We start from the raw sequence: 24629 nt of genomic DNA, 5'->3' as shown, positions 1-24629 counted from the left end.
CATCACCTCAGCCGCAGTGCTTTGGGATATTTGTTCTTCAGCATTTTGCCGTCACTGTGGGCACCGCCCAGCACATATCCTTTGAAACAGACAGCGTACCATCCCCTGTTCATGGCACGGGGAATAACCTCTCCGCGCAGGTAGTGGCATACCTCATCATCGCTGAGTTCCACTTTGTTCTTAAAGCTTCCCCAGGCAGAGGTGAACAGATTATGGGCAGGCTCAAAGCGCCCATTGCGTTCTTCACCAAGGAAAACCTGATGGCGCATCAGGCGGCATCCATCCGCCTGATAAAACGGTGAGACACCGCCATAGATTCTGCCTCTGGCTGAAAGCATATACGGGTATGGCTTCTCCAGATTTTCCTGCAGGAATTTTGCCGCACAGACAGGCAGCTGCTCGGATTTGATGAGTCCTGTGGATGACGAGATTTCTGTACCATCGTGTTTTTCCATCAGGCAGATGAAATGTCCCTCGCCGCCATCCATTGGATAAATGCGGCGTGCATATTCTGTATGACCGCTGCACGCAAGTGCCGGCCGGCCGAACGGTACATCAATGGGAATTGTATGCATATCAGGGTGGCGCTGCAGGAAAGCAGAAATCTGCATCTCATTTTCTTCAGGTGCAAAGGTGCATGTCGAGTAGACCATTCTTCCTCCTGGTTTCAGACATGCATAGGCATTGTCAAGGATCTCTTTTTGCAAAGAAGCACAGTCATAGACGAGCTTCTCACTCCATTGTCTGCGCGCTTCTTCGTTTTTACGCATCATCCCTTCCCCAGAGCATGGTGCATCACAGAGCACAGCATCAAAAAAAGCAGGAAAGGCATTGGCTGTATGTTTTGTATCGCTGTTCAGCACCATGGTATTGGCAGTGCCGCTGCGCTCGATGTTTTCCAGCAGAATGCCGGCTCTTTTGGTATTGATTTCATTGGAGACAAGCAAGCCTGTGTTGTCCAGCATCTCGGCGATCTGGGTGCTTTTGGAGCCAGGTGCTGCGCAAAGATCCAATACTTTCATGCCTTTTTCAGGATGCAGAATGGTGACGGCTGCGGAAGCACTTGGCTCCTGCATATAAAACAGTCCTGCTACAGCTGCCGGGGTAGCACCAAGGCCGGTTTCCCCGTGCAGATAATACCCATTTTTCGCAAACGGGGTCTTTTCTTTTTCAAGATGTGTTAATGCAAACAGGCTGTCATCGTCAATCTTGAGTGTATTGACACGGAACCCTCTCCTTGGGGCAGTATCCAGCAATGCAAAATAGCGCTGGCAGTCTTTCTCTCCCAGAAGTGACTGCATGCGTTTTCTATATTCTTCATTCATGGTCAAAATAATCTCTGATATCCCTTAAGTCCTGTTCCAGCTGCATGATCAGATTGTTTTTATTCTGAAAGCGGACCTCGGGCCGGATGTATTTCAAAAAGGCAAGACTGATGTGCCGGTCATAGAGATCTCCGGAAAAATCAAGCAGATACGCTTCCAGTGAAAGATGGTCGATATCATTGAAGGTAGGATTGCGGCCAAGGTTGATCATGGCTTCATAGGATTTGCGGCCAACCGTTGCAATGCCAGCATAGACACCGGTCTTGGGCAGCAGGTATTCATCGTCAAATTCCACGTTGGCAGTCGGAAAGCCCATGCCGGTGCCGCGGTGGCGGCCATGGACAACTTTGCCTTCTATGGCAAACGGATAGCCAAGCATGCGTTTGGCTTCTTCCATTCTGCCTTCTGTGATGCATTGTGAAATGCGGGTCGAGGAAATCTTGCCATGTTCATCCTCTACCGGCGGTACCACTTCCACTTCATATGGGACATGTGCTTTCAGAAATTCGGTATCACCGGTGCCCTTGTAGGCAAAGTGAAAATCAAAGCCGCATACAAGCCCCTGCAGATTCAAAGAGCCAAGCACTTTGTCAATGAAATCCTGTGGAGACAGTTCGCTCATTTCACGGGTGAATTCCAGCAGGATGATATTGTCCATGCCCAGCTTGACAGCCAGGTTCATGCGCTGGCGCATCGTGGAGATATGGCGGACGTGCTGCATACCTTTAATGACGACCCAGGGATCCGGATCAAAGGTGATCATGCCGGTTTCACAATTGTGGCGCTTTGCCATGGCAACTGTTTCTGACAGCAGTTTCTGGTGGCCTTTGTGCAGGCCGTCAAAATAACCGATGCAGGCACACATCGGCGTCCTGCTTCTCTTCAGATTTGATAGACTTACGCGGATAATGCGCATCAGAACAACCCCCTTTGACAGTGGTACAAGCCATCTTCTTTTTTTTCATAGGCAGCCAGGACATCATCATGGCTGCACAGGACAATAGTGGATGAAGGCACATCCAGCGCCAGCGGCTTACCGCAGCGGATTTCTTTTTCATACGGATTTCCATCCACCTGGAGCCACATTGGATCAATGACCATCCTGGGTGAGACAATACTTTTTTCCAGACAGTCAAAATCAGCTGCCTGTGACAGATTTACATTCTCGATGGATATCCTTTGCAGCGATGTCATTGTCCCGATCTGTCCCAGTGCATGACAGTAATCCTGAATCAGGGTGCGGATATAGGTACCGGAAGAGACAACTGCATCCATCTGATACAGGTTGTCACCCTTTTTTGTCACGGCCAGAGAACTGATATGCACCGGCCTTGCCTTGCGTTCTACTTCCCGTCCTTTGCGGGCCAGATCCACCAGTTTCTGACCATTGATCTTAATTGCAGAGTACATAGGGGGTACCTGCAGAATGTCGCCCAGAAAAGGAAGGCAGGCACTTTGCAGCTGCGCATCGGAAACAGGCTGCGGTATATCCTCCTGCAGAACGTTTCCCCAGATATCCTGGGTATCGGTTTCTTTTCCGAAGGAAAAAGAGGCAATGTAATGTTTATGATTCGATATACAGTAAGGTGCAAGTTTTGTATATCTGCCAAGCAGCACAATCATGAGTCCTGTGGCATTGGGGTCCAGCGTGCCGGTATGTCCGGCCTTTTTTTCCTGCAGGAGACTGCGGCATCTGCGGACTGCCGCAAAGCTGGTCATTCCAGCTGGTTTGTTGAGCAATAGTACAGCATCCATAGCGGGCCCATTATAACATATCCGCAGGTATTCATCCGGCCTCGGGTGCATTTGTGCATATGTCATGATTTCCAATTTGGCTGAAAATGATAACAACTGACAGTTGACAATTTTTTTCACAGTGTTACATTTTACACAAGAAAACTGAATAGAGGTTGCGGTGCAGATGAGTAACTCCGGGAGCCGGCGGGCTGTGAATGGAGTGAAAGGCAATCACCGCCGAACGTGTATGCTGGCAGGCATGCAGCGTGGGGGCTGGGAAAACATCTCAGCCACTCCTTCGCAAGAAGAGGCGCTATTACTTACCGGATGTAAATAAACCGTGTGTGTAATAGCATACGGTTTTCTTATTCGGGAGGAAAAAAATGAAAAACGCAATTCGCTCTGTTTCTGTTTCTGCATTATGTGCCGTCATGCTGGCCGGCTGCGGTTCTGGTTCCGCTGCGGCTGCATCTGCTTCTGCAAGTGCTGATGCGAATACACTCCGCGTAGGCATGGAGTGCAACTATGCACCGTATAACTGGACAACCACTGAGAAGACCGATACTTCCCAGCAGATTACAAGTGTTGACTATTGCGATGGCTATGATGTCATGATGGCGGAAAAGCTTGCGGAAAAGACCAACAAGCAGGTCAAGATCGTCAAGCTTGACTGGGACAACCTGATTCTGTCTCTGCAGAACAATCAGATTGATGCCATCATCGCTGGTATGACAGATACTGAGGAGCGTGAACAGGAAGTTGCCTTCACAACACCGTATTATGTTTCTACTGAAGTGATCATTGTTGAGAAGGATTCCTATCTTGCCAATGCCACATCGCTGGAAGACTTCTCTGGCAAGAAGGTCATTGGCCAGCTGAACACACTGTACGATACAATCATTGATCAGATTCCGAATGTTCAGCATCAGCCTGGTGCTGAGACCTTCCCGGCTGCTATTCAGGCACTGCAGTCTGGTGCTGTGGATGCCGTGACATCTGAGCTGCCGGTTGCCAAGGGTGTTGTTGAGGCAAATCCGGATCTGACATACATTACCTTCGAAGATGGCAAGGGCTTTACGGGTGCTGATAAGGATGCGTCCGTATCTGTTGCTGTACGCAAGGATGACAAGGATCTGCTGGATTCTCTGCAGAGTGCTCTGGATACCATTTCCGATGATGAGCGTGAACAGATGATGGAGACGGCTGTCAAGAACCAGCCGGCATCCCAGGACTAAAAGTTAGCAGGAAGTATTCATGTTTATTCAAAACGTCATTGATATTCTGAGGACTTACTGGTCCAGCCTGCTGCTTGGCATCCGCACTACGTTGTTAGTAGCCATCGTTGGTACAGTATGCGGTTATCTTCTTGGTCTGCTTGTTGGCGGCCTGCGGGCAGTGAAACCGGATTACACAACACCAAAACCTGCCCGTTTCGTCAAAAAATTCTTCGATATTCTGGCCAACATCTACATCACCATCTTCCGTGGAACACCAATGATGGTTCAGGCTCTGTTCTTCTATTATGCCCTGCTGCATGTCTTCAACTGGACAGCACTGCAGGCAGCATTAACGGTTATTTCGATCAATACCGGTGCCTATATGGCAGAAATCATCCGTTCTGGCATTCAGGCCGTGGATCCCGGTCAAACAGAAGCAGCAAGATCACTGGGTATGTCCAATGCACAGACCATGATTTCGGTTGTGCTTCCCCAGGCAGTACGCAATGCCTTCCCTGCCATTGGCAATGAGCTGATTGTCAACATCAAGGATTCTTCGGTCCTGATGATTATCTCCATCACCGAGCTGATGTTCCAGGCGAAGTCTATTGCCGGAACAACCTTCCACTTTACAGAAACGTACTTCATTGAGGCAATGATCTATCTCATCCTCAACCTGATTGCGACCGTAATTCTCAATGCAATTGAAAAGCATATGAACAAAGGCAGCAAAATGACACTGCCAATGAGTGATACTTCACCTGAAAGCATCAAACTGGCAAGACGCAAGACAACAGAAAAAGGAGCCCTGAAATGAGTGAACCGTTAGTTGAAATCCAGGATATTCATAAGAGCTTCGGCAGTCTGGAAGTATTGAAGGGCATTGATTTCAATGTCAATGAAGGTGAAGTTGTCTGCCTGATCGGCCGTTCCGGTTCTGGTAAGTCTACCCTGTTGCGCTGTATCAATCTGCTGGAGAAGCCGGACAGCGGCGTGATCAAAGTGTTTGGCAATGATATTCTCAAGACAAAGAATGTCAATGCCTACCGCGCCAAGGTCGGCATGTGCTTCCAGCAGTTCAATCTGTTCAACAACATGAATGTACTGGAAAACTGTGTCAAGCCGCAGATGAAGGTGCTGCACAGATCCCGCAAAGAGGCTGAGGAAAAAGCAATGGCACTGCTGGACAAAGTTGGCATGGCCGACTTTGCCAAGGCAGATGTCAGACAGATTTCCGGCGGTCAGAAGCAGCGTGTGGCAATTGCCCGTGCTCTGTGTCAGGATCCCAAGCTGATGCTTTTTGATGAGCCGACAAGTGCTCTGGATCCGGAAATGGTTGGTGAGGTTCTCAATGTTATGAAGGATCTTGCCAAGGAAGGACTCACGATGATTGTGGTAACGCATGAGATGTCCTTTGCCAGAGATGTTTCTGACCGGGTTGTGTTCATGAACAACGGTATTATTGAGGAACAGGGAACGCCTGAAAAGCTGTTCCAGAATCCTGACAGTGAAATTACAAAGAACTTCCTGCGCAGCTTTATCCACAACTGATTCAACAAGAGGCATGTGCCTCTTTTTTTGTCTGTTTCCGCTGTTATAATGGTGCTCATGATCAAACGCGTCTATCTTGAGATTACCAATCAATGTAATTTATCCTGTGCATTCTGTGCCCATCATCACCGTCGCCCTGCAAGAATGTCACCTGACTTTTTTGCCTCCCTTCTTCCGCAGGTGAAGAAATATACCGATTATATTTACCTGCATGTCCAGGGTGAGCCTTTGCTGCATCCAGATTTTGATCAGATCATGGCGATCTGTGATGATCATGCAATGAAGGTGCAGGTTGTGACCAATGGCAGTCTGCTGTACATGCATCCGGATCTTTTATCGCATTCTTCACTGCGCAAACTGTCCATATCCCTGCAGTCGGTACCGTATCAGAATACAGATCCGTCAGATCTGATCCAGCAGATACGAAGAGTCATGAATCAGGCAAGTACTGAGGGCCATCCAACTGTTGAAATCCGGTTCTGGCGGGATGATGCACTGCATCATGACAATGCCCAAAAGATCCTGCAGTATCTGCAGGATCACTATTCCTTTGTGCCATCTGTGCGCAATGCGAACTATCAGATCATGCCGCATGTGTACGTTGATTTTGACAATGCATTTACCTGGCCGGGACAGCAGAACGCTGAAAGCAGTATAAAGGGCCGCTGTCATGGTGCAGTGGATCAGATTGGCGTTCTGGCTGATGGCACGCTTGTTCCCTGCTGTCTTGACTATGATGGCAATATTGCTTTTGGCAATCTGCATGATGCTTCTCTTGATGCGCTGCTTGCTTCAAAGCGCTATGTGAATATGGTGAACGGGATCCGGCGCAATATGCTGACTGAGTCATATTGCCAGCATTGTTCCTTTCATCACCGCTTTGATTAGAAAAGCAGAAATGACATGCCGTCCATTACCCCGCAGGCTGACAGCGATATATCTGTATCACATTCTCGGCCGCTGGCATATTCATAAACGGCAAGCGGTCTGCTCTGTGCAAACTGCCAGCCATCTTCCCTGGCATTCATCTCAATCAAAGCCGTAAATACACTCTGAAAATTCATGGAACGGTTCACCCTGCATTCATACCATTTCTGCATGATTGCAACAAAGAGAAACACGGTAATCTGCTGTGGCATCGGCTTCCTCCTTTTGTTCTTCATCATCCGCTTCAATCAGGCGGATTTTTTCATAGCTTCCATTGCGAAACAGCATGCCTTCCTCTTTGCGCAGATCCTCTTCAATCTTTGCATGCAGTGTGTACTGATGTTTCAGACCAGGACCGACAAACAGGATGGTGTACATGTCCGGCACACATCTGACAATCTCAGGCAGCGTCACAAAAACAATGCCATGGATCATGCCGCCTAACTGCTTATAGCCAAAGGCCACTGGCAGTTTCTGCTGCTGCAGTGCACGCAGAAAATTCTGTGCATTGTCTGGTGACAGTGCTGTTACGATCAAAAGTTTATCTTCTGGTGAAAGTTTCCATTGATAGTCTTTGCAGGAAATGCCAATGGCAATTCCCTTTTCATGACAGAGTGACGGTTTGATATGCGCAGGCATGGATGGCAGAAGCCATGGTGCGTTTCGATCTGAATGCAGGTGTTCGTCCACCTGCGGCCAGCTGATCTGCAGCAGGTGATCCTCGTCGATCACCCACGCCCTGCCTTCTTTTGCCGGCAGTTCACCAACCGGCATTTCAAAGATTGTGGCTGCTTCCTGGCGGCTGGAACAGCCAAGTACAATTCTTTGTGAAAAGCAAAGCAGATCCTGATACTGCACGATGGATGCATTCGATGCAAAGATGCATAGTGACAGATGCATCTGGGCATGGTGCTGGATCCAGCGGTGCAGCAGTTCCTGTGTTTTGATACTGCCGGCAGCTAACATGCGGTAATCTTTGATCAACAGAACTGCCTTTGTCTTGTTTTGTTCCAGATGATGGTGCAGAAGAAGCAGGCGGTCTTCATCCTGGCAGTCAATTACGCCAGAAAGGCGTCTGCACTTGTCATAGCGGCCTGTATCCTGCTTGCCGGCAATGACATAGATTTCTTCTGTGCCTGCATCCAGACAGCATTTGTAAACAAGCAGTTCGAAGAAGGCATCTGTACTTTTCGCCTGTTCGCTGAAGACTGCCATCATTTCCTGACGCAGATACGGACGGTGGACACGGTGCCAGTAATCATCCAGGATCCCAATGACATGTCTGCCTTTAATATCACGGGCTGTCAGTTTTCCAGGCTCATCCAGCCAAAGCTGCTCTGCCTGCATCCCGGTTTCTTTCTTTGCTTTTGCAAGCGCACTCAGGACCAGCATACGCTCGGAGACAATTGGATGGTGCCGGCTTTCTGCCACTGCATTGCCAAAGATGGAAAGCTGCTGGATCCCATCTTTTGTATTGGCACATGGGCCGTTGACATAGCCTGCCTGACCCTTGACAAGCTTCTGATCCCGTTTCAGATAGAAGCCGCCAGGTAAACCCAGACTGATCGCACAGGGATCTTTGATGATTTCCCTTGAATCCTGTTCATCCATGACACGCAGACAGATTTTAAAGCGGGTATTTGCCCAGATCTGATCATTGATGACACCAGCTGGTTTCTGGGTTGACAGAATCAGATGAATACCAAGTGATCTGCCGATTCGTGCCATGGCGATCAGGTCATCCATAAAAGCCGGCATCTCCTGTTTAAGCTGGGCAAACTCATCAATGACCACAACCAGATGGCCAAGATACGGCAGGTTTGTTTCCGGTTTCCATGCCATGCGGTAGGCATCCAGGTCATTGATATTTTCACCTGTTTTCTCATGCAGTCTAACAAACAGTTTCTGCCTGTTCAGGCATTCATTCTGCAGCGAGACAATGGCTCTTTGGGCATGATGTGCTTCGAGATTGGAAAGAACACCTGCCACATGCGGAATCAGCCTGCCATCCGGCATCGTCAGTGCCTGTGCGATCGTATTTCCTTTAAAATCGATGATGCCTATCTGCACATCCTGCGGGGAATAGGTTACGGCCAGCGACAATAACATTGTCAGGATCAGTTCACTCTTGCCGGACCCGGTTGTTCCGGCAATGAGGCCATGCGGCCCATCCTGGTGTTCATGCAGATCCAGAATAATGCGCCGCTGTCCTTTTGATCCGATCACAGCTTTCAGATTTCGTGAAGCGTGATTGTTCTGCCAGCGTGCAACGATGTCTGCTTCACGTACTTCCTGCATGCCATGAATTTCCAGAAATGTCTTTTTCTCCTGAAGATTGTCTGTCAGGTTTCCCCATGCCATGGCACTGCTCATTCTCAGCAGATCAAGCCCATTCCAGGCTGGTGATACAAATGGAATCACCTGCTGATGACAACGCTCAATCAGCTGGCCGCGGCAGTTATCATACTGTAGCACACGGTCTGCCTCAGGCTGAAATACATTTGAAAAGACAAGCATGCGCTTTCCCTGCATGGACACTTCGCATTGTGCAAAGCATATGAGCAAAGCAGTTCTGTTGTCTTCAATCTGAATGCCTTTGCTTTCATAGGTTTCCAATGACATGATCATCCGTCTGCCATTGTAACGGGCATGTGGAATCATCATGGCAGATGGAAAATCATCGGGATGTTGAAGAACAAAGATCAGGGAAAGATCTTTGGGACTGTGGCGGCACAGCAGCTGCAGCAGAATACTGTTCTGAATTGTCTTTTCCGGACTTTCATCTTGGATATGTGTCATTCCTTCGTCTATTGAAAAAACAAAAGGAATATTCGGAATCCTCTGCCGCAGTGCAGTTTGGATGGCAGCTTCAGAGCACTGGACGTGATTCTCTCTCATACCGCAGTGCACAAGCCAGAATCTTTGATCCAGCGGATCAAGGCACGAAAGATGGCGCAGCTGATCAATATCTTTATGCAGATAGCAGGGAGATGGCCACAGAGCATCACACATGTCCTGATATTTCTGCGCCTGGTCTTCCCATTGTGCAATCATGGTGAGGCAGCTGCTTTGATACGCTTCTTCACATCTTTTGAGCTGTTTTTTCCGTTTTCTGATCTCATACAGCCGGTTTAATGGTGTAAACAGCAGTGTGCTGACTGCCATCAGTCCTGGCAGCAATATCATTGGCAGAACCTGCTGCCAGGAACGTCCGTCAAGATAACTGTTCCAAGCACTCAGACTGCCCATGGTGAACGCACCAACTGCCATCATCAGCGGCGGTCCCATCATCAAAAACAAAGGCCTTCCCTCTTCTGCTGCAATCTCCTGTTTCCTTGGTGCTTCGATCCCTTCACACATCATTCCGGTATCTGGAAACACACTGCGTACAAAATGCAGCGGCTGCAGATCACGGATCATATGCACGTGACAATCCGGATGGTAAGCATCCAGGGAACAGAAAATATTCGGCCCCTGATTGATCATCAGGAAAGAGGCAGACAGGATGATCCTTAGATTCAGAATCTGCATCACCATCCCGTCTGTAAAAGATTCTTCTCTTTCCATCTGTCTGCCATTGAGAAATGCCTTCTGCGTGCCATCCGCAGCATAAATCCTGCGTGTGAGCAGATGAATCTGAAACTGCGAAGGAAGAAGATGCTCATCCTGCAGATAAACATCATTTTCCACGGCTGAGCCAATCGTCACAATGCTGTTATCCAGGGCATATTTGACATAGCTGCCATATCCATTTCCCTCATACAGAGAAAGCGAGGATGTCTGTTCTTTGTACTGAAAGACCAGATGTCTTCTGTGCAGAAGCTTTTCGTGTATGACTTCATTGATATCTGCAGGCAGGCGCATGGCTTCTTCATCCTGCAGCTGCCAGAGCAGAACCCATCTGCCAAACAACTGCAGAGGATGGCTGCGTCCTTCACTGTGCATCGCAGAAAGACGGCCGTTTTCTTCCTGCAGGATGATCATAGTGCGGATGAAGATGGCACAAGCACAGAAAGCTGTACCTTGTATTTGCCATCACTGGTGGATACTGTCACTTCTGTGCTGCCAGGCTGTATCCCGGTAATGATGCCATCCTTGGAAACTGCTGCAATTGCGGAATCTGCACATGAATAAACAAGATCTTTCTTTGCATATCCCTTTGGCAGGCCTGTAATCTCAATTGGTACCGTTTCACCAACACCGACGGCTCTGGCATAAGAAGCCAGCTGGATCCGTTCTCTGACGGCAATACTGTCTTTCTGAATTACTTCTTTGCGGCTGGTGCGTGAGCATCGATCAACAAACTGCCAGTTTTCCATATGCTTTCTGCCATGAGGGAATATGGATGCATTCTCTCCATCCAGAATCGACAGATCTTTGCCGAAGCCAAGTCTGCCAAGCAGTGAAGAGGATGAATTCAGATGCAGTTTCAGAAGCCAGTAGGCATTGATATCCGTGCATACCAGGACATCTGGATTGCCCTGGGCAAGCTCCTCTGTTACATCCGCATCGTATTGTGAAGTAGTACTTTCCATTTTTCCTTCTTCGTCAAACAGATGCATGGTTGCTGAAACAAGTGCCTTTGCCCCTGCTTCCATACTGATATCCATCAGCTGCTGTTTCATGAAATCCAGAGAGAAACGCACATTGCCAGTCAGTCCGGAATCCGCTTTTATCAAAGCATTCTGATCATGATCAAATTCACGGATGGCGCGGACGCTACCATTGCGTGCTTCCATGCCCATGACATGATTCTGGCTTAATGTCAGCTGAACCTTGCCACTGGTAAAAAGCCGCAGAAAGAGCTTTGCCTTGATGGTTACTGTGGAGGAGCCGCTGACAGGAACCCGAATGGTGCAGATCGGAATCTCGGTTTCCACCATTTCTTTCTTTTCCTTCAGAAAGCCGGAAAGTGCAGACGGAAAGTCAGCTGCTTTCAGAGTACTGAAGTCACCATATAGCGTTTTATAGCTGCCTGCTTTGACCTGCAGGGATTCTTCTGTATGGGCTGACAGACGGAAGAAGGCATTCTTGACATCATCCTTTTGGCTGTACCATTTGTATTTGACCTTAATGCCATTCAGCCGCAGCCTTGCACTTGCCTCTGCACCAGGGCCAAGAGCTTTGGAAACAGAAGCGGTAATGCCGCTGGAAGTGGCCGACCATACAACGGTATAGCCATGGATTGTCTTCTGCCGCTGCAGTTGATGGATGGATACCGGAGAAAGAAAAGGATCCTGGATGGATGCTGTATCATCATCCGGATCCTCCAGTATTTCTGCCTTGGAAAAGTCAATGGTATCTTCCCCTTCCAGCTGTACCTCATCACTGTAACAGCCCGGATCTGCCGGTGCCGCGTGCAGTGCCATCTGCGGACCATCTATGGAGACATCATGAACTTCATATACATATTCCTGTCCATCTTCATCCACCCATGACACCATACTGCCTGGCGCGATACCGTCCGTTGGGGCTAAAAGGATGATGCCGCTCTGTTCATCAAAAGAAAGCGGATCAATTCTTGCCACCTGTGCATCTGCGGCAGTCACAATCTTTTCCTTTGCGGTCAAAGATGGATCATTGATCTTCTGCACGACATCCGCCAGCAGTGCGAGTGCTTCCTGCTGCGACATGACCCGATCTGGATAGAAGCGGTGTTTTGCATCGGCATTCATCAGACCAAGCTGCACAGCAGTTTCGCAATGCTGCGCAAATGGAGATGCGGAAACATCCCGCAGCTGTGATGTATCTGCAAGGGATTCGCCAAGAAGATTCACCATCGTATAGGCAGCCCACTGCCGGGATAAGTCGGCATCAGGATCAATGCCATATTCTGTCTGCAGAATGCCGAAATCAGCTGCTGACTGGATGGGCGCAAAATAGGCTGAATCTACTGTTACGTTTACAAAATATGGTGTTTCTTCCGCACTTGCAGATAGGCCTGCCTGCTGTGAAATTTCATGCATCCATTCCCCGATGGTCATCGTCTTGATCCCTGCACGCTGGCATCCTGCTGCCAGCAATGCGGTACAAAGCAAAACGGTCAGTTTACTGCTGCATGTTCTGTGCATTTGAAGCAATGGCAGATTCCAGTGATTCATAACTCGCGACTGTCAGAGCTTAGAGACGACGGCAATTCATTACTCTCAAATTGAACTTTTGATTGCAATCTTTTTGCCACGTTCATTCTCTTTGGCTTAAATTGCTGAATATCCTTGTTGTCCTCAATACCAGTTTTATAGACAAATGTGATCTTGAACGGATCAGCATTTCCTTGATCATCATAACCGCCGATAATTACATAATCAACAATACTTTCAAATACTTGACGATCAAATTCCTTTATGATACAGCCATCTTTAAGCATTTTCCTCATAGAAGAAATACGTTTTTTTAAAGCTTGTCTTTCTATCTTCGCATCCTCTGCTGATGTTAACTGTGCTTCAGCACGCTTTATACGATATTCAATCTCTTTTTTCTTTTTCAGGTAGGTGTCATTATCAACATTATTTTCTAAGCGCAAATCAACCAGTTTGTTCATTTTTGTTTTCAAGTTCGAAATTTGCTGTTGTAAGGCCACATTACTCTTGTCAGAATGTTTGGTGTTCAGAACATGCTCAGTTCGATCAAGGAATTCTTGTAAAACATCTTGATTATCCTGAGTAATAATCTTATATGATTCCACAAAAGCAGATGTTATAGCTGCCTCCTCAATTTGTTTTGTTTCAGGGCAATAAACTCTACCAAATCTTGCCAAAGTCGAGCAAGACCACATTATTTTTTCGTATTTGGTATTTGAATGCCATTGTCTGCGCGAAAATGTAGCTCCACAAAAGCCACATCGAATCATTCCACTTAGAGCATGTTTCCTAGAATAGAGTGTACGGTAATCACGTTGGTTTACCATTGGATTATGCAGCGGTTCAGCTCTTCTCTTCAGAACATACTGTGCCTGGTCAAATAACTCCCTTGAAATAATTGCTTCATGATGATCTTTTAGATAATACTGATCAGCTTCTCCTTGATTTAGTAAGCGACGTTTTGTAATTGGGTCAAAGGTAAATGTCTTTCCTTGCAACAAATCCCCTGTATATTTTTCATTTCTAATCATTCTGAGAATTGTTGATTCAGACCATCTTGTAGACCCATATGGTGCCTTAACGCCTTTATCGGCGAGCTCATGCGATATTACTCTACTTCCAGCCCCCTCTACATATCGCTGAAAAATATATTTTACAATTTCTGCTTCTTCCGGATTAATAGAAATTTGCTTCGTTTCTTCATCGTAATCATATCCGAATGCTTTTGGGGTTCCAACGAGCTCACCTCGTGACATCTTCATTGCAAGACCTTTTCTTACATTAGCAGAAATATTTTCAACCTCTTGCTGTGCAACTGAACTAAGAACAACCAGCAAAAGTTCCCCATCCATTGATAGGGTGTTGATTTTCTCATCCTCAAAATAAACAGCGATATTTTTGGTTTTTAGCATTCGCACATATTTCAGAGTATCAAGTGTATTTCGTGCGAAGCGGGAAATTGATTTAGTGATTACCATATCAATCTCTCCCTCACAACACGCTTGTATCATTCTCAGAAATTCCTCACGCTTAGTAACCTGAGTACCAGTAATTCCCTCATCCGCATATATACCAGCCAGTGTCCATTCTGGATTCTTTTCAATTAAATCCGTATAGTATTCAACTTGAGAACGATAGCTTGTTTTCTGATCTTCGTGATCAGTGCTAACACGGCAATATGCTGCTACCTTTTTTCGATTAATTGTCTTTCCACTTCTTCTAATAGAATTAGAAGGATCGGCCTTAATAATATCAACTTTTCCTGACATAAATATCTTCCTTTCAATGAAACCTTAAGGGACACTATCATTTCTAGCAAGGATGTCGGATGTAATACTGTAATCTCTCATTAGCTGTTTCTTTATGAGCGAAAATTCTGTATCATTGATCAGCTTAGATTCCAACAATCTTGCAAGATAAATAAGCTGAATTGAGTAACGAATTAATTTTTCATTTTTTGCTTTCATATAAACCTTCATTCTTCCATTGACTAGAAAAAAGGAACTGTCATTAGTACAACAGCTCCCTTATATAAACTTTCATTCTACAATCTCATGAATAACCTTATTTCAACTACTCATCAGATGGCGGACCGTTTACCGCTCCATGGGCATCTCACCCTCCCGAGGATCTCTCCGAACTGCCCTCATTGCTTTATCCCGGTTACCCAGGGCTGTGACTGGACAGAAGTACCATTATTGCTGCACGTTTCATCGCCTTGCCGGAAACGATCCGACATTTTAGAACGGCAAATTAATCGCTCTCTTTTTGATATAGTTCTTCACATAAAGGTCCTCGCGTATGGTTCCTTTGGCTGGCTGCAATAGCCCGTGCAGGGATGTATCTGATGTGTTTTATTAAGTTTTCAAAGATCTATCTAGGATATCCTGGTAACTATAGTCTTAAGTAGATTCCTTTGATTTAGATCAATTCAATTGAAAAATTCACAATCTTTCATAGCATCGAACGTTAAACAAGAAATCTGAGATGAGTAATATCAGCTAATGGGAAATACTGAGTACATCATTCATGATAGCCTCTATCAAATCTTTCTCATATAAAGACCCGCTGCGAAACATCAGCACAATCCTCTTTTCTCTTTCTGAGAAATCTTTGAGCAATGGAGCATCTCCATAGAAAAAACTCATTGGTTTACATGTGACCTTCCCAATCCTCCGAAGCAATTGATCGGACGCATGCTTTTTCCCATTCTCAAGCCTATTGATATAGTTAGCCTCTACTCCAACGACATCTCCCAGTTTCTCCTGCGTCAAGCCAAACTCTTCTCTTGCATCCTTGATCCGGCGACCAATGTATGCATCATCAGCATCAAACAGCAAAGAGTCTGAGTTTTGCTTCATCTTCTTCAACCTCCTTTATCTTCTGATAATTCAACTATAAGAAAATGAAGTCCTCAGCGGAATGTGTTGGTAGCCCATATAGTGGTCTGCCAGTACACGTTTATCAAAAAATCCTAATATTTAAGGGATGAACGAGACACCATAAAAATACAAGAATTTCATTTTCTTTGTTTCTTATTACCATAAGATGCTGTTAGACAATCAAAGCACTACTGTGGGAAGGTGAGCATTATGGAAGATAAACAGGAAGATAAACAGAAGGATGAAGAGAACCGGGATAATAAATCAACCACACCTTTAAGTCTTGACGAAATAGATGAAGTGATTGCAGAAATCCGCTATTAATCATTAGTAGTCTCTTATTACGGTCAAGCAATTTATCATAGATAAGCCACAAAGCATGATAATAAGAAGGTACGGATTATCGAGCGCTTACGTCGTATCTCCATCCAGTTCAATCGTGATTCCCTTGATTCGATCTGCCATGGTTCTCCACCTCCTTGTCTATGTGTGCTGTCAGCACACAACAAAAAGGCACCTGCCATTTCTGACAGATGCTCTGTTATGCCTGTTCTTTATTGCATCATAAACCCTAAGCCTGCTTATTGCCGCAGAATGTCTTCATATTGTTCTTGATTGATCCATTGATTTTCTTTTTGAACATATTTATTATCTGGATAATTCATTGATCATATCAATTGCCATGGCAACTAATGCAACCAAAACTGAATTATTGTCTTCAATGAAATGAATCACATCATTAGAAGAAACAAAACCGCGGTTCACTGAGCCAATCAATCTCTTATTTTCATATATTTCAAAATTAAACCCTCTTTTATCCTGAGACAAAGAATATTTTTTATTATCAAATGAAATTCTTCTTTCGTCATTATCATATGACATTCCAATAGTTTCCTCACCGATAGTAATATCAGCAGTCATAGATTTTGATAGGAATGGCTTATCAATAATAACTATCCCAAGATACCGATTATGAGAGTCATATAGTTTGCTCTTTTTTTTGCTTCCATTTGAATAAAAAGACCGTTCAAAGGCGTTCTTATAAAATTCGTATGATCCTTCCCAGCCTTTCATTGTAAGTTTATTTTCATTATCATCTATTTTTTTCTTTTTATGATTTAGATCCTCAGCATTACTTGCTGTTTTAAGTGCGCTATTAGCAATTTTCAGTGCCATTTGCTTTTTTACATAATCGCCAACAAGTCCCATATTTCCTCATCCCCTATTTATCAATTCATATTCTCAGTTCTAAGATTATCCGATAAATTTTCATCGTCTCATTGATTACAATACTATACAATATTATATTCGTTTAAGATATAATTCTGTTATGTATTGTCCTCATTGTGGAAGAAAAATTAGTTCTGATGCTAAATTTTGCCCGTTTTGCGGACAAGAAATAGTTAATTTAGATAAAATTTATAATGAAACAAATTCATCGATAGATAAAGAAGAAGATGAATTAGATAATAAAGTTGATATCGATAATTTAATTGAGTCTGAAAATGAATATCTTTTTAACAATCCAATAACCGATGAAGAAATAGAAAATAGAGAAGATCAAATTACAATTCAACATTTCAAAAGGAAATCGAAGAAATATAAAATTTTGACCATATTCGCTTTTCTGTTTGTGCTTCTTTCAATAAAAGCAAAATATCCTATCACAATTATTGTTTTAGAAACCTTTGGGGCTTTCAACAATGTATTAACATTAGTTATTGGCTTTGGGCTAATTAAAGTTAAGCACAGAAAGTTAGTATATAGAACTACATTTCTCATTGGATTCATTTTTTTCACTTTAGCGGCTTTACTATATACTAAAACAAACGCTTAAGGAGGATTATGTTTATGCGTCTTATAAAAACAAAGTGTCCTAATTGTGGTGCAGACCTAACTGTTGATCTAGATAATCTTCAACTTTACTGTCAATATTGCGGAGCTAAGTTGATGATTGATGTTGACAACATTGATGATCTCCTTATCGAAAAAGAGCATACCAAGCAGGAACAAGAAAGCACTAAAAGAAGCCAAGAAGAAACGAGAAGAAAATACGTTGATCAAGCGATAAGTGAGCGAAAAGAAAAACGAGACATGAAAACAGTTGGGATTGCCTATGGTATTTTTGTTGCAATTATAATCGTTGTTCTTATTATTGCTGATATTGGCTCTGGCATCAGACATATAAAGAGCGATATCACTCGAAAACCTGGTCAAATCACTCTGACAGAACCAACGAATAATATGACATCGAGTGAAAATTATTTGGATTTAGAAGCCGATTTAAGGATTCAAGGATTTACTAATTTTGTTGAAGTGCCTGTTTCTGAAGTGGATAAAATATATTCTGATCATATATATGACGGAAAAGTGTTAGATGTTACTATAAACGGACATTCTGCTAGAAAATACGATAATTTTGATAAGGATGCCGTTATAAAGATAACATATTATAAAAAATAATCAGAAGCTATCAAAATCATCCTGTGTTGCCAGCTCACAATAATCATCCTCACAGAAATCATTACCAGATTCAATAATCATATCCGTTACGAATCCTTCTTCCATGTCATCAAGCTCAGCAGCGGGTGATGAGCCTGCTGCTGTTTTGCTTTTATTTGTCTTTTTCTTGAATCGATTTTAATTGATTAAGCAAGTTATCCGAAAGCTTCATTTTTTTCAGGAATGTATCTTGCTTTTGTAATACATCCTGCAATGCTCCATCAAGCTTATTAAACACGTCCTCTTCAGAAAGAGAAGGATCAAATTCTACTGTGTCAGATCTAAAGATCGTTCTCCAGGTCCAGCCATTCACTGCCGTCTTTGATTTAGAAATCTCAATCATTCTGTCGCAGAGAGCCTTCTGATCTGCTGGCAGATTCTTTGAATTTAAGCACATTTGAATGAAAGCAGAATGCCCTGTCCTATTCTGAATTTCAAAGAAATAATGATTTTGCGTTCCCCTGCTACATTTGATTAGTTGATGTCGCCGGCTTTCTGTTCAAATTAATGAAGCGCCGAATGCCTGCTGTACTTCGTCAGAATCCTTGCCAGAGATTGTTCTTCCAGTCGCCTTTTCAATGGCTGTCAGAAGTTTCTTTGCACGTTCAATGATGAAATCTTGGAAGTCATCATTTCTCAAAAGATTATGATCAATCCAGTGTGTTTCAACATAGCTATCCAGATCAGCCGGTGATACAGATCCCTTCTTCTCCAGCTTGGTCAGATAAATAGATGGTGCAACGCCACCGATCTCACGATTACTACTGGCAGAGATTGGTGTCTTGTTTACAACGCTGTTCCACTTCAGCTTGTCATAATGCTGTGCAACGCAGTAATCCTTCGGGAAGATATGATGGATATCAATCTTCTCATCCGAATAAGAATAAGTAGAGAAATCCATTTCTGCGCCAGAGATAAAATCCTTAGCATGGTTCTTCAGAATCAAAGCCATCACGCCCTTATATGCTGCGGACTGTCTGGACTGCAGGCTGAGCAGACGCATTGGATTGAAGTAAAAATCTGTCACTGTCTTTGGCAGATCCCCATCTTCATTGATCCACTTCATCACCTGCACGATATCGTTGGCATATCTGGTTTCATTTGCGGATCCATAAAGTTCTCCGAATACGCCGCACCAATACCACTGTTTAACCTTATTCTTCACCGTTGCCGTATTGATCTTATTTCCATCCATCAATGCTGTGCAGATAGCAGCAAGCGGGATTAACTGTGTGCTATATGGAAGATCACGGCTTGAAAAGATTCTCTCTTCTTTCAGAAGCTTTCCGGCAATTGAGAATCCCTGGCACAAGTCATCAGCATATTTCTTATAGGAATCCAACGTCAGTGCAAGAACATCTTTCTTCTTACAGCTGACAGTGCCTCCTGCCTTGAATGATGAATAAAGCGTTAAGGCAGTAAGGAAATCCGTAGATGTAACAATGGAAAGCAGATCATCATTGAACCAGGTCTCTTTACGCTCTTCCCAATCCTTCCGAAGTTGGAAATCGTCCATGGCAAAAATTGCAGTTACCAATTCAAAAACGGTAAGTGAAACTCCTCCGGTATTCACATTTTCAAATACCTGGCAAACTGCTTCTTTCGGTGTATCTTTATCCAGACTGATGACGGGCATCTTATACTGTTGGGTTGGATTAATGACCTTTGAGAACAGATTCGTAAATTGCTCAATGACTGATCCATCATAGTGATAATACTTGTAATATTCGTTCTGCCATTTCTGTTGTTCTGATGTATCAAGAATAATATTCAGCGGGAACATTTTATGTTGGAACTCAAGATCTCTGGTAGAAAGATCAAGATCGACATGCCGGCCAAAATCTGAAGTAAGCTGTCTTGTTTCAGGAATGGAATGCACAACTTCATCATCATCTGCCTTCGGATCTAAGGCTTTCTCGATATCCAAGTAATAATATCTTTCTATCGGCTTTCCCTTATCCGTTCTGGTATGAACTGGCTTTCTGCTGTAAAGAGCATTGTAAAGAGAAGTCAAACGCTGCTGACCATCAAGAATCAGTTCTTCAGGATCCTTACTTGGATCAGCTGGTGAACCTTCAATCGGCTTATGTTTAAAATGAACACTTTCATTTCCATATTCCAGAAACATTGCTGCTCCAACAGGAAAATTATGGATCACACTGAGAATCAATGCTTTTATTCGTCCATCATCCCATACCCAGCCTCTTTGAAAATCAGGGAGTTGTGCTGCTCCACTATCTACTTCTTTCATTAATTCCACTAAATCTCTGTCATTGGTTTTCATGCAAATACCTTTTTAAATCAGTCTGTGATGGATTATTTGATAACTTTCAGAATTCGTAACTGTTCGTCGATCCTCTTGCTGGCTGCATCTATTTCTATATCATCCTGTTTAATCTTTGCGAGGACAGCATCCAGATCTACAGGCGGTTCCTTTTCTGTAATATCCACATAGCGAGGAATATTCAGATTAAAGTCATTCGATTCAATTTCATCATAGGTTGCCAGATGTGCGTACTTATCCACATCTTTTCTAGCACGATATGTCTCTACAATCTTATCAATGTCTTGGTCACGCAGTTCATTCTTGTTCTTAACCTTCTCGAATCCTTGACTTGCATCAATGAACAGAATGTTTCTATCATTCTTCAGATCCTTCTTGAGAATCATGATGATCGTCGGAATGCTGGTTCCATAGAACAAGTTTGCCGGTAATCCAATGATGGTATCAATATTGTTTTTATCAATCAGTGTCTTGCGAATCTCCCCTTCAGTGCCACCTCTGAACAGAACACCGTGTGGGAGTACGATTCCCATTACACCAGTCTTCTTATTCAGATGGTAGAGGCCATCCAGCAAGAAGGCATAGTCCGCTTTTGACTTTGGAGCAAGAGCACCGTTGAAATCCTTATACCTTGGATCCTTGGTATAACTTTCGTCAGCGGACCATTTTGCAGAGTATGGTGGATTTTCAACGACTGCATCAAACATTCTAGGATGATCAACACCCGCCGCATCTGGCCCATCCGGCCAGTCTCTTCCAAGGGTATCTGCATTATGAAGATGCATATCCTGATAAATAACGTTATGCATCAGAAGGTTCATTCGACCAATGTTATATGTTCCGGTATTTAATTCCTGGCCATAATACTGAACAGCACCAACCTTGTTATCTTTATTAAGTCGAGATCCGACTGTCAGCAGCAAGGATCCAGATCCGCATGCAGGATCGAAAACAGAAAATTCACTCCCGTCTTCTTCTTTTCCATCGGTAACAATTCTAGCAATGAGTTCTGAAACTTTATGTGGTGTATAGAATTCACCGCCTTTCTTTCCAGCATTTGCAGCAAACTGTCCGATGAGATATTCATAGATTTCACCGAGGATATCTTCTCCGCTGTCACCGACATATTGTGTCTTGTCTACCAAATCAACAATTCTGCTCAGTGATTTAGCGCGCTCAACAGTTGTCGGGCCGAGGCGATCTGCACCAAGATTCATCTCATTAAAGATTCCGCGGAAGTCGGATTCTGCCTTGGTATTCTTCTTTGCAATCTGGTCAAAGCTCGTGATGGCATCCTGATAAGTACTCGGCTCAATGGTTTTATCATTTACGCCCTTGATAATTGTTGCCCATAAATATTGAGGCTTGATGGCATAGCCAAGACCTGAAAGAAGATCTTCTTCAAAATCACTCCAGCCCTCTTCCATTTTTTCTTCAGAGTCACCGCCGCCTTCTTCAATGATTGCTGTTTTGAAAGCTTCCGCAATAGACTCATCTCCAACTGGCTGTACAAGTTTCTGATCAACCAGATATTTTTCTTCCTTTTCAGAAAGAAACCGGTAGAACATAAAACCTAGAATATAATTCTTATATTCTGAAGCATCCATGTTTCCGCGCAGGTTATTAGCCATGCTCCACAAATTATTTTCTATTTCGTTTATTTTCATAATGTCTCCTTTTCGTTATATAAACATCTGTTGCAGTAATCCTTTTTTCAATTCTTTCAGGTCATTCAACTTACGTTGATGAAGAGTAATTGTGTTGTCAAGAGAAGCAAACAATTCACCAATTTGATACTGTTCTTCTTTCGATGGCAACATTATTTCCAAGTTTGCAAAGTCATCTGTGTTGACAGACATTCTTTCATAAACAGTGCCTTGCTGATACTGAAGTGCATTTTGAATAAAGCTTTCTCTAGTCACAAACATTTCAACAAAGGCTGGAAGTGCGATTTGCTCATCAACTTCATAAGTAACGTAAATCGGGCTAAAAACAGCATTTCCATACTTATTACGCGCTATAGCTCCAAACTTCAAATTTGCTGGATTATAAACAATATCATTAAGGCGAGTCTCTTTATACTTTTTTGCTGCTTTATCGCCTGTTACTAACTGTTCCCTCTCATATCTGTCTGTCTTGGGTGTTACACCGTTTTCAACAGTAAATGACACCAAAGGATATTCATTGCTTTGAGGATGCTGAATGTTTCGTTCTGTCAAAACATCTCCACACTTACGCTGTTCCCAATCATCAGTGAAGCCAGGGAATCGGATTTCAGGTACCGTTTTTTCTTCTTTAGGAAACATTCTCTGTAATAAGCATTTTTTCAGTACCTTCCAGTCTTCTATGTCTTTCTCATTTATTGAAATACTGTGATCAAGTTTTTCAAAGAAATCAGTAATATCCTTTTGTTCATTTATGGATGGCAGCATACACTTTACCTTCTCAAAAGAGTCCCAATAAAGCCTCTTTCTGAAGTCTGTCACTCCATATGACAAATTATTTATTTGATCTATCATGTCTTTCCGCTGAAAGAGATAATTCATAAATGGCGGATACACTTCATCATTTGGAATCGCTGATATATACGCTGGACTTACCATCCCCTCGTTTTTAGCAACGCCAATGGCGCCTTGCCATGCTCGCATCATATTGAAAATTAGGTCACCTGAATATACGTGCTTGTATTTTGACTTGTCTTCACTTCGCCTAACTTGCTTTCCCAACGAATCAGGATCTAGCTCACCGTCAGAAACACCCGTATGAATTGAAACTGACAGAATAGGAAGCAAACTATTTCCCTGCTCATTTCTTTGAATATAGAGTTCCTTCATCGCATATGATTTCCATTCGTCGTGGTAATCAGGAAACCTGATATTCGGAATGCGATGATTTTTTATTTCAACTTTTGACATTATTTCTCGCCTTTCCGATTAAACAAACATTTGCTGTAATAGCCCCTTTTTCAGCTCCAGCAAGTCATTAATTTTCTTTTGCTGAAGTAATAAAAGATTATCTAAATTTTCAAAATATTTACCAATGATCTTTTGTTCTTCATAAGTAGGATAAAATGATACAAACTGCATCACATCTTTTACTGACAAATTTGTCTGTTTAACACCATCATCAAATTTCAAAAAATACGGATTGCGGTTCATCAGAATATACAAGAAATATGGATCTGCATTTTTCAATGGTGTAATTCCAGCTATACGCTGATTGAGTGTATAAGTATTATCTTTATCCACTAGAAATGTTCTTGCTATTGCTCTTCCATTAGGAACATCACTTAAAACGAATGCAATTTCATTTTTAAATAATGGTTCTATTTGTTTATTCGAAAATTTTTGAACAGCACCATTTGTAGATACAAACTTAGAATTCACAACGACATAAGCTCCTGCGGCATCTATATCATTTTCATGAGCTTTACCATTTCGGTATTTAGCAACATCATTGAGCGTATGTCTTTCCCATGCACCATTAAAGCCAGGAAACCTGAGATCAGGAATATTCTTGCCATCCTTTGGAAAAAGCCTTTGTCGCATACCTTTTTTCAGCTCTTTCAGATCATCCAACTTACGCTGATGAAGGGTAATAAGGTGGTCGAGTTCAGAGAAATACTGACCAATTTTCCTCTCTTCCTCTATTTCTGCTGGTACCATAAACTCAGTATTTGATAAAAGATTCCAATCCGCGCGAGGCATTTTTGACCCCGATGACTGGTTTGCAATGTCATCAAATTTTTCTGTTTGAATCAGCCGAAAAAGGAAACTCTTATCAACATTAACAGGCTTCAAAACCCACCAATCACCTACTGCAACGCCACAAAAATCGGGGCTTAACCAGTTGTGTAGATAGGGACGGAGCTTTCCATATAGAACCTGACTTCCGTCAAAACCGATACCTGTTTTTTGAGTTTCTTTGAGCCTGACATCCTTATTTAAAATGCCAACCTCTGATACAACGTCTTCATATTCTACGCTCGGAAAATCTGTCGATGATTTCTTAGCAGTGGACTCTCTCTGCGCTATTTCAGAGAACTTACGCTGTTCCCAATCATCAGTGAAGCTAGGAAATCTAACTTTCGGAATTTTTCTTTTTTCTTTGCCTTCACTCATGCC

At 43.4% G+C, this 24629-nt stretch carries 20 protein-coding genes and 1 riboswitch; of the genes, 6 read left to right on the top strand and 14 right to left on the bottom strand.

Annotated features, from left to right (window positions below):
- Nucleotides 1-2: 2 nt before the first annotated feature.
- The 3 genes from DHU66_RS09530 to truB are packed head-to-tail and all read right to left on the bottom strand — an operon-like array spanning nt 3 to nt 3146.
- Nucleotides 3-1325: an RsmB/NOP family class I SAM-dependent RNA methyltransferase gene (locus DHU66_RS09530; RefSeq protein WP_108775727.1), complete on the bottom strand. Its 1323-nt coding sequence runs from the start codon at nt 1323-1325 to the stop codon at nt 3-5.
- Entirely contained in the window at nt 1318-2190 is an 873-nt protein-coding gene (locus DHU66_RS09525) for a bifunctional riboflavin kinase/FAD synthetase (RefSeq protein ID WP_167836356.1), read from the bottom strand. The genes DHU66_RS09530 and DHU66_RS09525 overlap by 8 nt, the downstream gene beginning before the upstream one ends.
- Before the next feature lie 50 nt (nt 2191-2240).
- Nucleotides 2241-3146: a tRNA pseudouridine(55) synthase TruB gene (gene truB / locus DHU66_RS09520; RefSeq protein ID WP_108775725.1), complete on the bottom strand. Its 906-nt coding sequence runs from the start codon at nt 3144-3146 to the stop codon at nt 2241-2243.
- 75 nt (nt 3147-3221) lie between these two features.
- Nucleotides 3222-3386: riboswitch (Lysine riboswitch) on the top strand.
- Between the two features lie 59 nt (nt 3387-3445).
- Here truB and DHU66_RS09515 point away from each other — a divergent pair.
- Genes DHU66_RS09515 through DHU66_RS09500 form a run of 4 tightly spaced genes read left to right on the top strand, consistent with a single transcriptional unit; the run spans nt 3446 to nt 6718 of the window.
- Nucleotides 3446-4297, top strand: coding sequence for a transporter substrate-binding domain-containing protein (locus DHU66_RS09515; RefSeq protein ID WP_108775724.1), 852 nt, complete (start codon nt 3446-3448; stop codon nt 4295-4297).
- 19 nt (nt 4298-4316) lie between these two features.
- Nucleotides 4317-5096, top strand: coding sequence for an amino acid ABC transporter permease (locus DHU66_RS09510; protein WP_108775723.1), 780 nt, complete (start codon nt 4317-4319; stop codon nt 5094-5096).
- Entirely contained in the window at nt 5093-5830 is a 738-nt protein-coding gene (locus DHU66_RS09505; protein WP_108775722.1) for an amino acid ABC transporter ATP-binding protein, read from the top strand. The genes DHU66_RS09510 and DHU66_RS09505 overlap by 4 nt, the downstream gene beginning before the upstream one ends.
- A gap of 57 nt (nt 5831-5887) precedes the next feature.
- Nucleotides 5888-6718 carry a radical SAM/SPASM domain-containing protein gene (locus DHU66_RS09500; protein WP_167836355.1) on the top strand — a complete coding sequence of 277 codons (831 nt, stop codon included), beginning with the start codon at nt 5888-5890 and terminating at the stop codon, nt 6716-6718.
- Here the strand turns inward: DHU66_RS09500 and DHU66_RS09495 are convergent.
- The 6 genes from DHU66_RS09495 to DHU66_RS09465 all read right to left on the bottom strand — a co-directional run bounded on the left by DHU66_RS09495 (nt 6715) and on the right by DHU66_RS09465 (nt 16928).
- Nucleotides 6715-6894, bottom strand: a complete 180-nt coding sequence (locus DHU66_RS09495) for a hypothetical protein (protein WP_135358356.1) — start codon at nt 6892-6894, stop codon at nt 6715-6717. The two genes, DHU66_RS09500 and DHU66_RS09495, sit on opposite strands and share 4 nt — an antisense overlap.
- 19 nt (nt 6895-6913) lie before the next feature.
- Nucleotides 6914-10741 carry a type VII secretion EssC family protein gene (locus DHU66_RS09490; RefSeq protein ID WP_108775719.1) on the bottom strand — a complete coding sequence of 1276 codons (3828 nt, stop codon included), beginning with the start codon at nt 10739-10741 and terminating at the stop codon, nt 6914-6916.
- A complete protein-coding gene (locus DHU66_RS09485; protein ID WP_167836354.1) occupies nt 10738-12828 on the bottom strand; it encodes an Ig-like domain-containing protein in 2091 nt (696 codons plus the stop codon). Before DHU66_RS09485 ends, DHU66_RS09490 begins: the two co-directional genes overlap by 4 nt.
- 26 nt (nt 12829-12854) lie before the next feature.
- Nucleotides 12855-14606, bottom strand: a complete 1752-nt coding sequence (locus DHU66_RS09480) for a recombinase family protein (protein WP_108775717.1) — start codon at nt 14604-14606, stop codon at nt 12855-12857.
- Between the two features lie 732 nt (nt 14607-15338).
- Nucleotides 15339-15698 carry a helix-turn-helix domain-containing protein gene (locus tag DHU66_RS09470; protein ID WP_108775716.1) on the bottom strand — a complete coding sequence of 120 codons (360 nt, stop codon included), beginning with the start codon at nt 15696-15698 and terminating at the stop codon, nt 15339-15341.
- A gap of 669 nt (nt 15699-16367) precedes the next feature.
- Nucleotides 16368-16928 (bottom strand): LURP-one-related/scramblase family protein, encoded by a 561-nt coding sequence (locus DHU66_RS09465; protein WP_108775715.1) that lies wholly within the window; start codon nt 16926-16928, stop codon nt 16368-16370.
- A 121-nt stretch (nt 16929-17049) separates the two neighbouring features.
- Between DHU66_RS09465 and DHU66_RS09460 the strand changes: the two genes are divergently transcribed.
- Nucleotides 17050-17556: a zinc ribbon domain-containing protein gene (locus DHU66_RS09460; RefSeq protein ID WP_108775714.1), complete on the top strand. Its 507-nt coding sequence runs from the start codon at nt 17050-17052 to the stop codon at nt 17554-17556.
- A gap of 8 nt (nt 17557-17564) precedes the next feature.
- On the top strand, nt 17565-18182 hold the full coding sequence (locus DHU66_RS09455) for a TFIIB-type zinc ribbon-containing protein (RefSeq protein WP_135358354.1): 618 nt from the start codon (nt 17565-17567) through the stop codon (nt 18180-18182).
- 151 nt (nt 18183-18333) lie between these two features.
- On the opposite strand, the gene DHU66_RS09450 is transcribed toward DHU66_RS09455, so the two are convergent.
- The 5 genes from DHU66_RS09450 to DHU66_RS12375 form a co-directional block, all read right to left on the bottom strand.
- Nucleotides 18334-18564: a hypothetical protein gene (locus tag DHU66_RS09450; protein WP_108775712.1), complete on the bottom strand. Its 231-nt coding sequence runs from the start codon at nt 18562-18564 to the stop codon at nt 18334-18336.
- A 156-nt stretch (nt 18565-18720) separates the two neighbouring features.
- Nucleotides 18721-20472, bottom strand: a complete 1752-nt coding sequence (locus DHU66_RS09445) for a GmrSD restriction endonuclease domain-containing protein (RefSeq protein WP_209451804.1) — start codon at nt 20470-20472, stop codon at nt 18721-18723.
- Between the two features lie 65 nt (nt 20473-20537).
- Nucleotides 20538-22172: a type I restriction-modification system subunit M gene (locus DHU66_RS09440; protein WP_108775710.1), complete on the bottom strand. Its 1635-nt coding sequence runs from the start codon at nt 22170-22172 to the stop codon at nt 20538-20540.
- Nucleotides 22173-22187: 15 nt separating this feature from the next.
- Entirely contained in the window at nt 22188-23420 is a 1233-nt protein-coding gene (locus DHU66_RS12380) for a restriction endonuclease subunit S (protein ID WP_209451803.1), read from the bottom strand.
- A gap of 18 nt (nt 23421-23438) precedes the next feature.
- Nucleotides 23439-24626, bottom strand: a complete 1188-nt coding sequence (locus tag DHU66_RS12375; RefSeq protein ID WP_209451802.1) for a restriction endonuclease subunit S — start codon at nt 24624-24626, stop codon at nt 23439-23441.
- Nucleotides 24627-24629 lie beyond the last annotated feature (3 nt).

The sequence above is a fragment of the Lactimicrobium massiliense genome (genome assembly GCF_900343155.1).
Classification (GTDB): domain Bacteria; phylum Bacillota_I; class Bacilli_A; order Erysipelotrichales; family Erysipelotrichaceae; genus Bulleidia; species Bulleidia massiliensis.
Note: the sequence above shows the minus strand (reverse complement) of the source record. Positions and strands in the feature narration are given on the sequence as shown.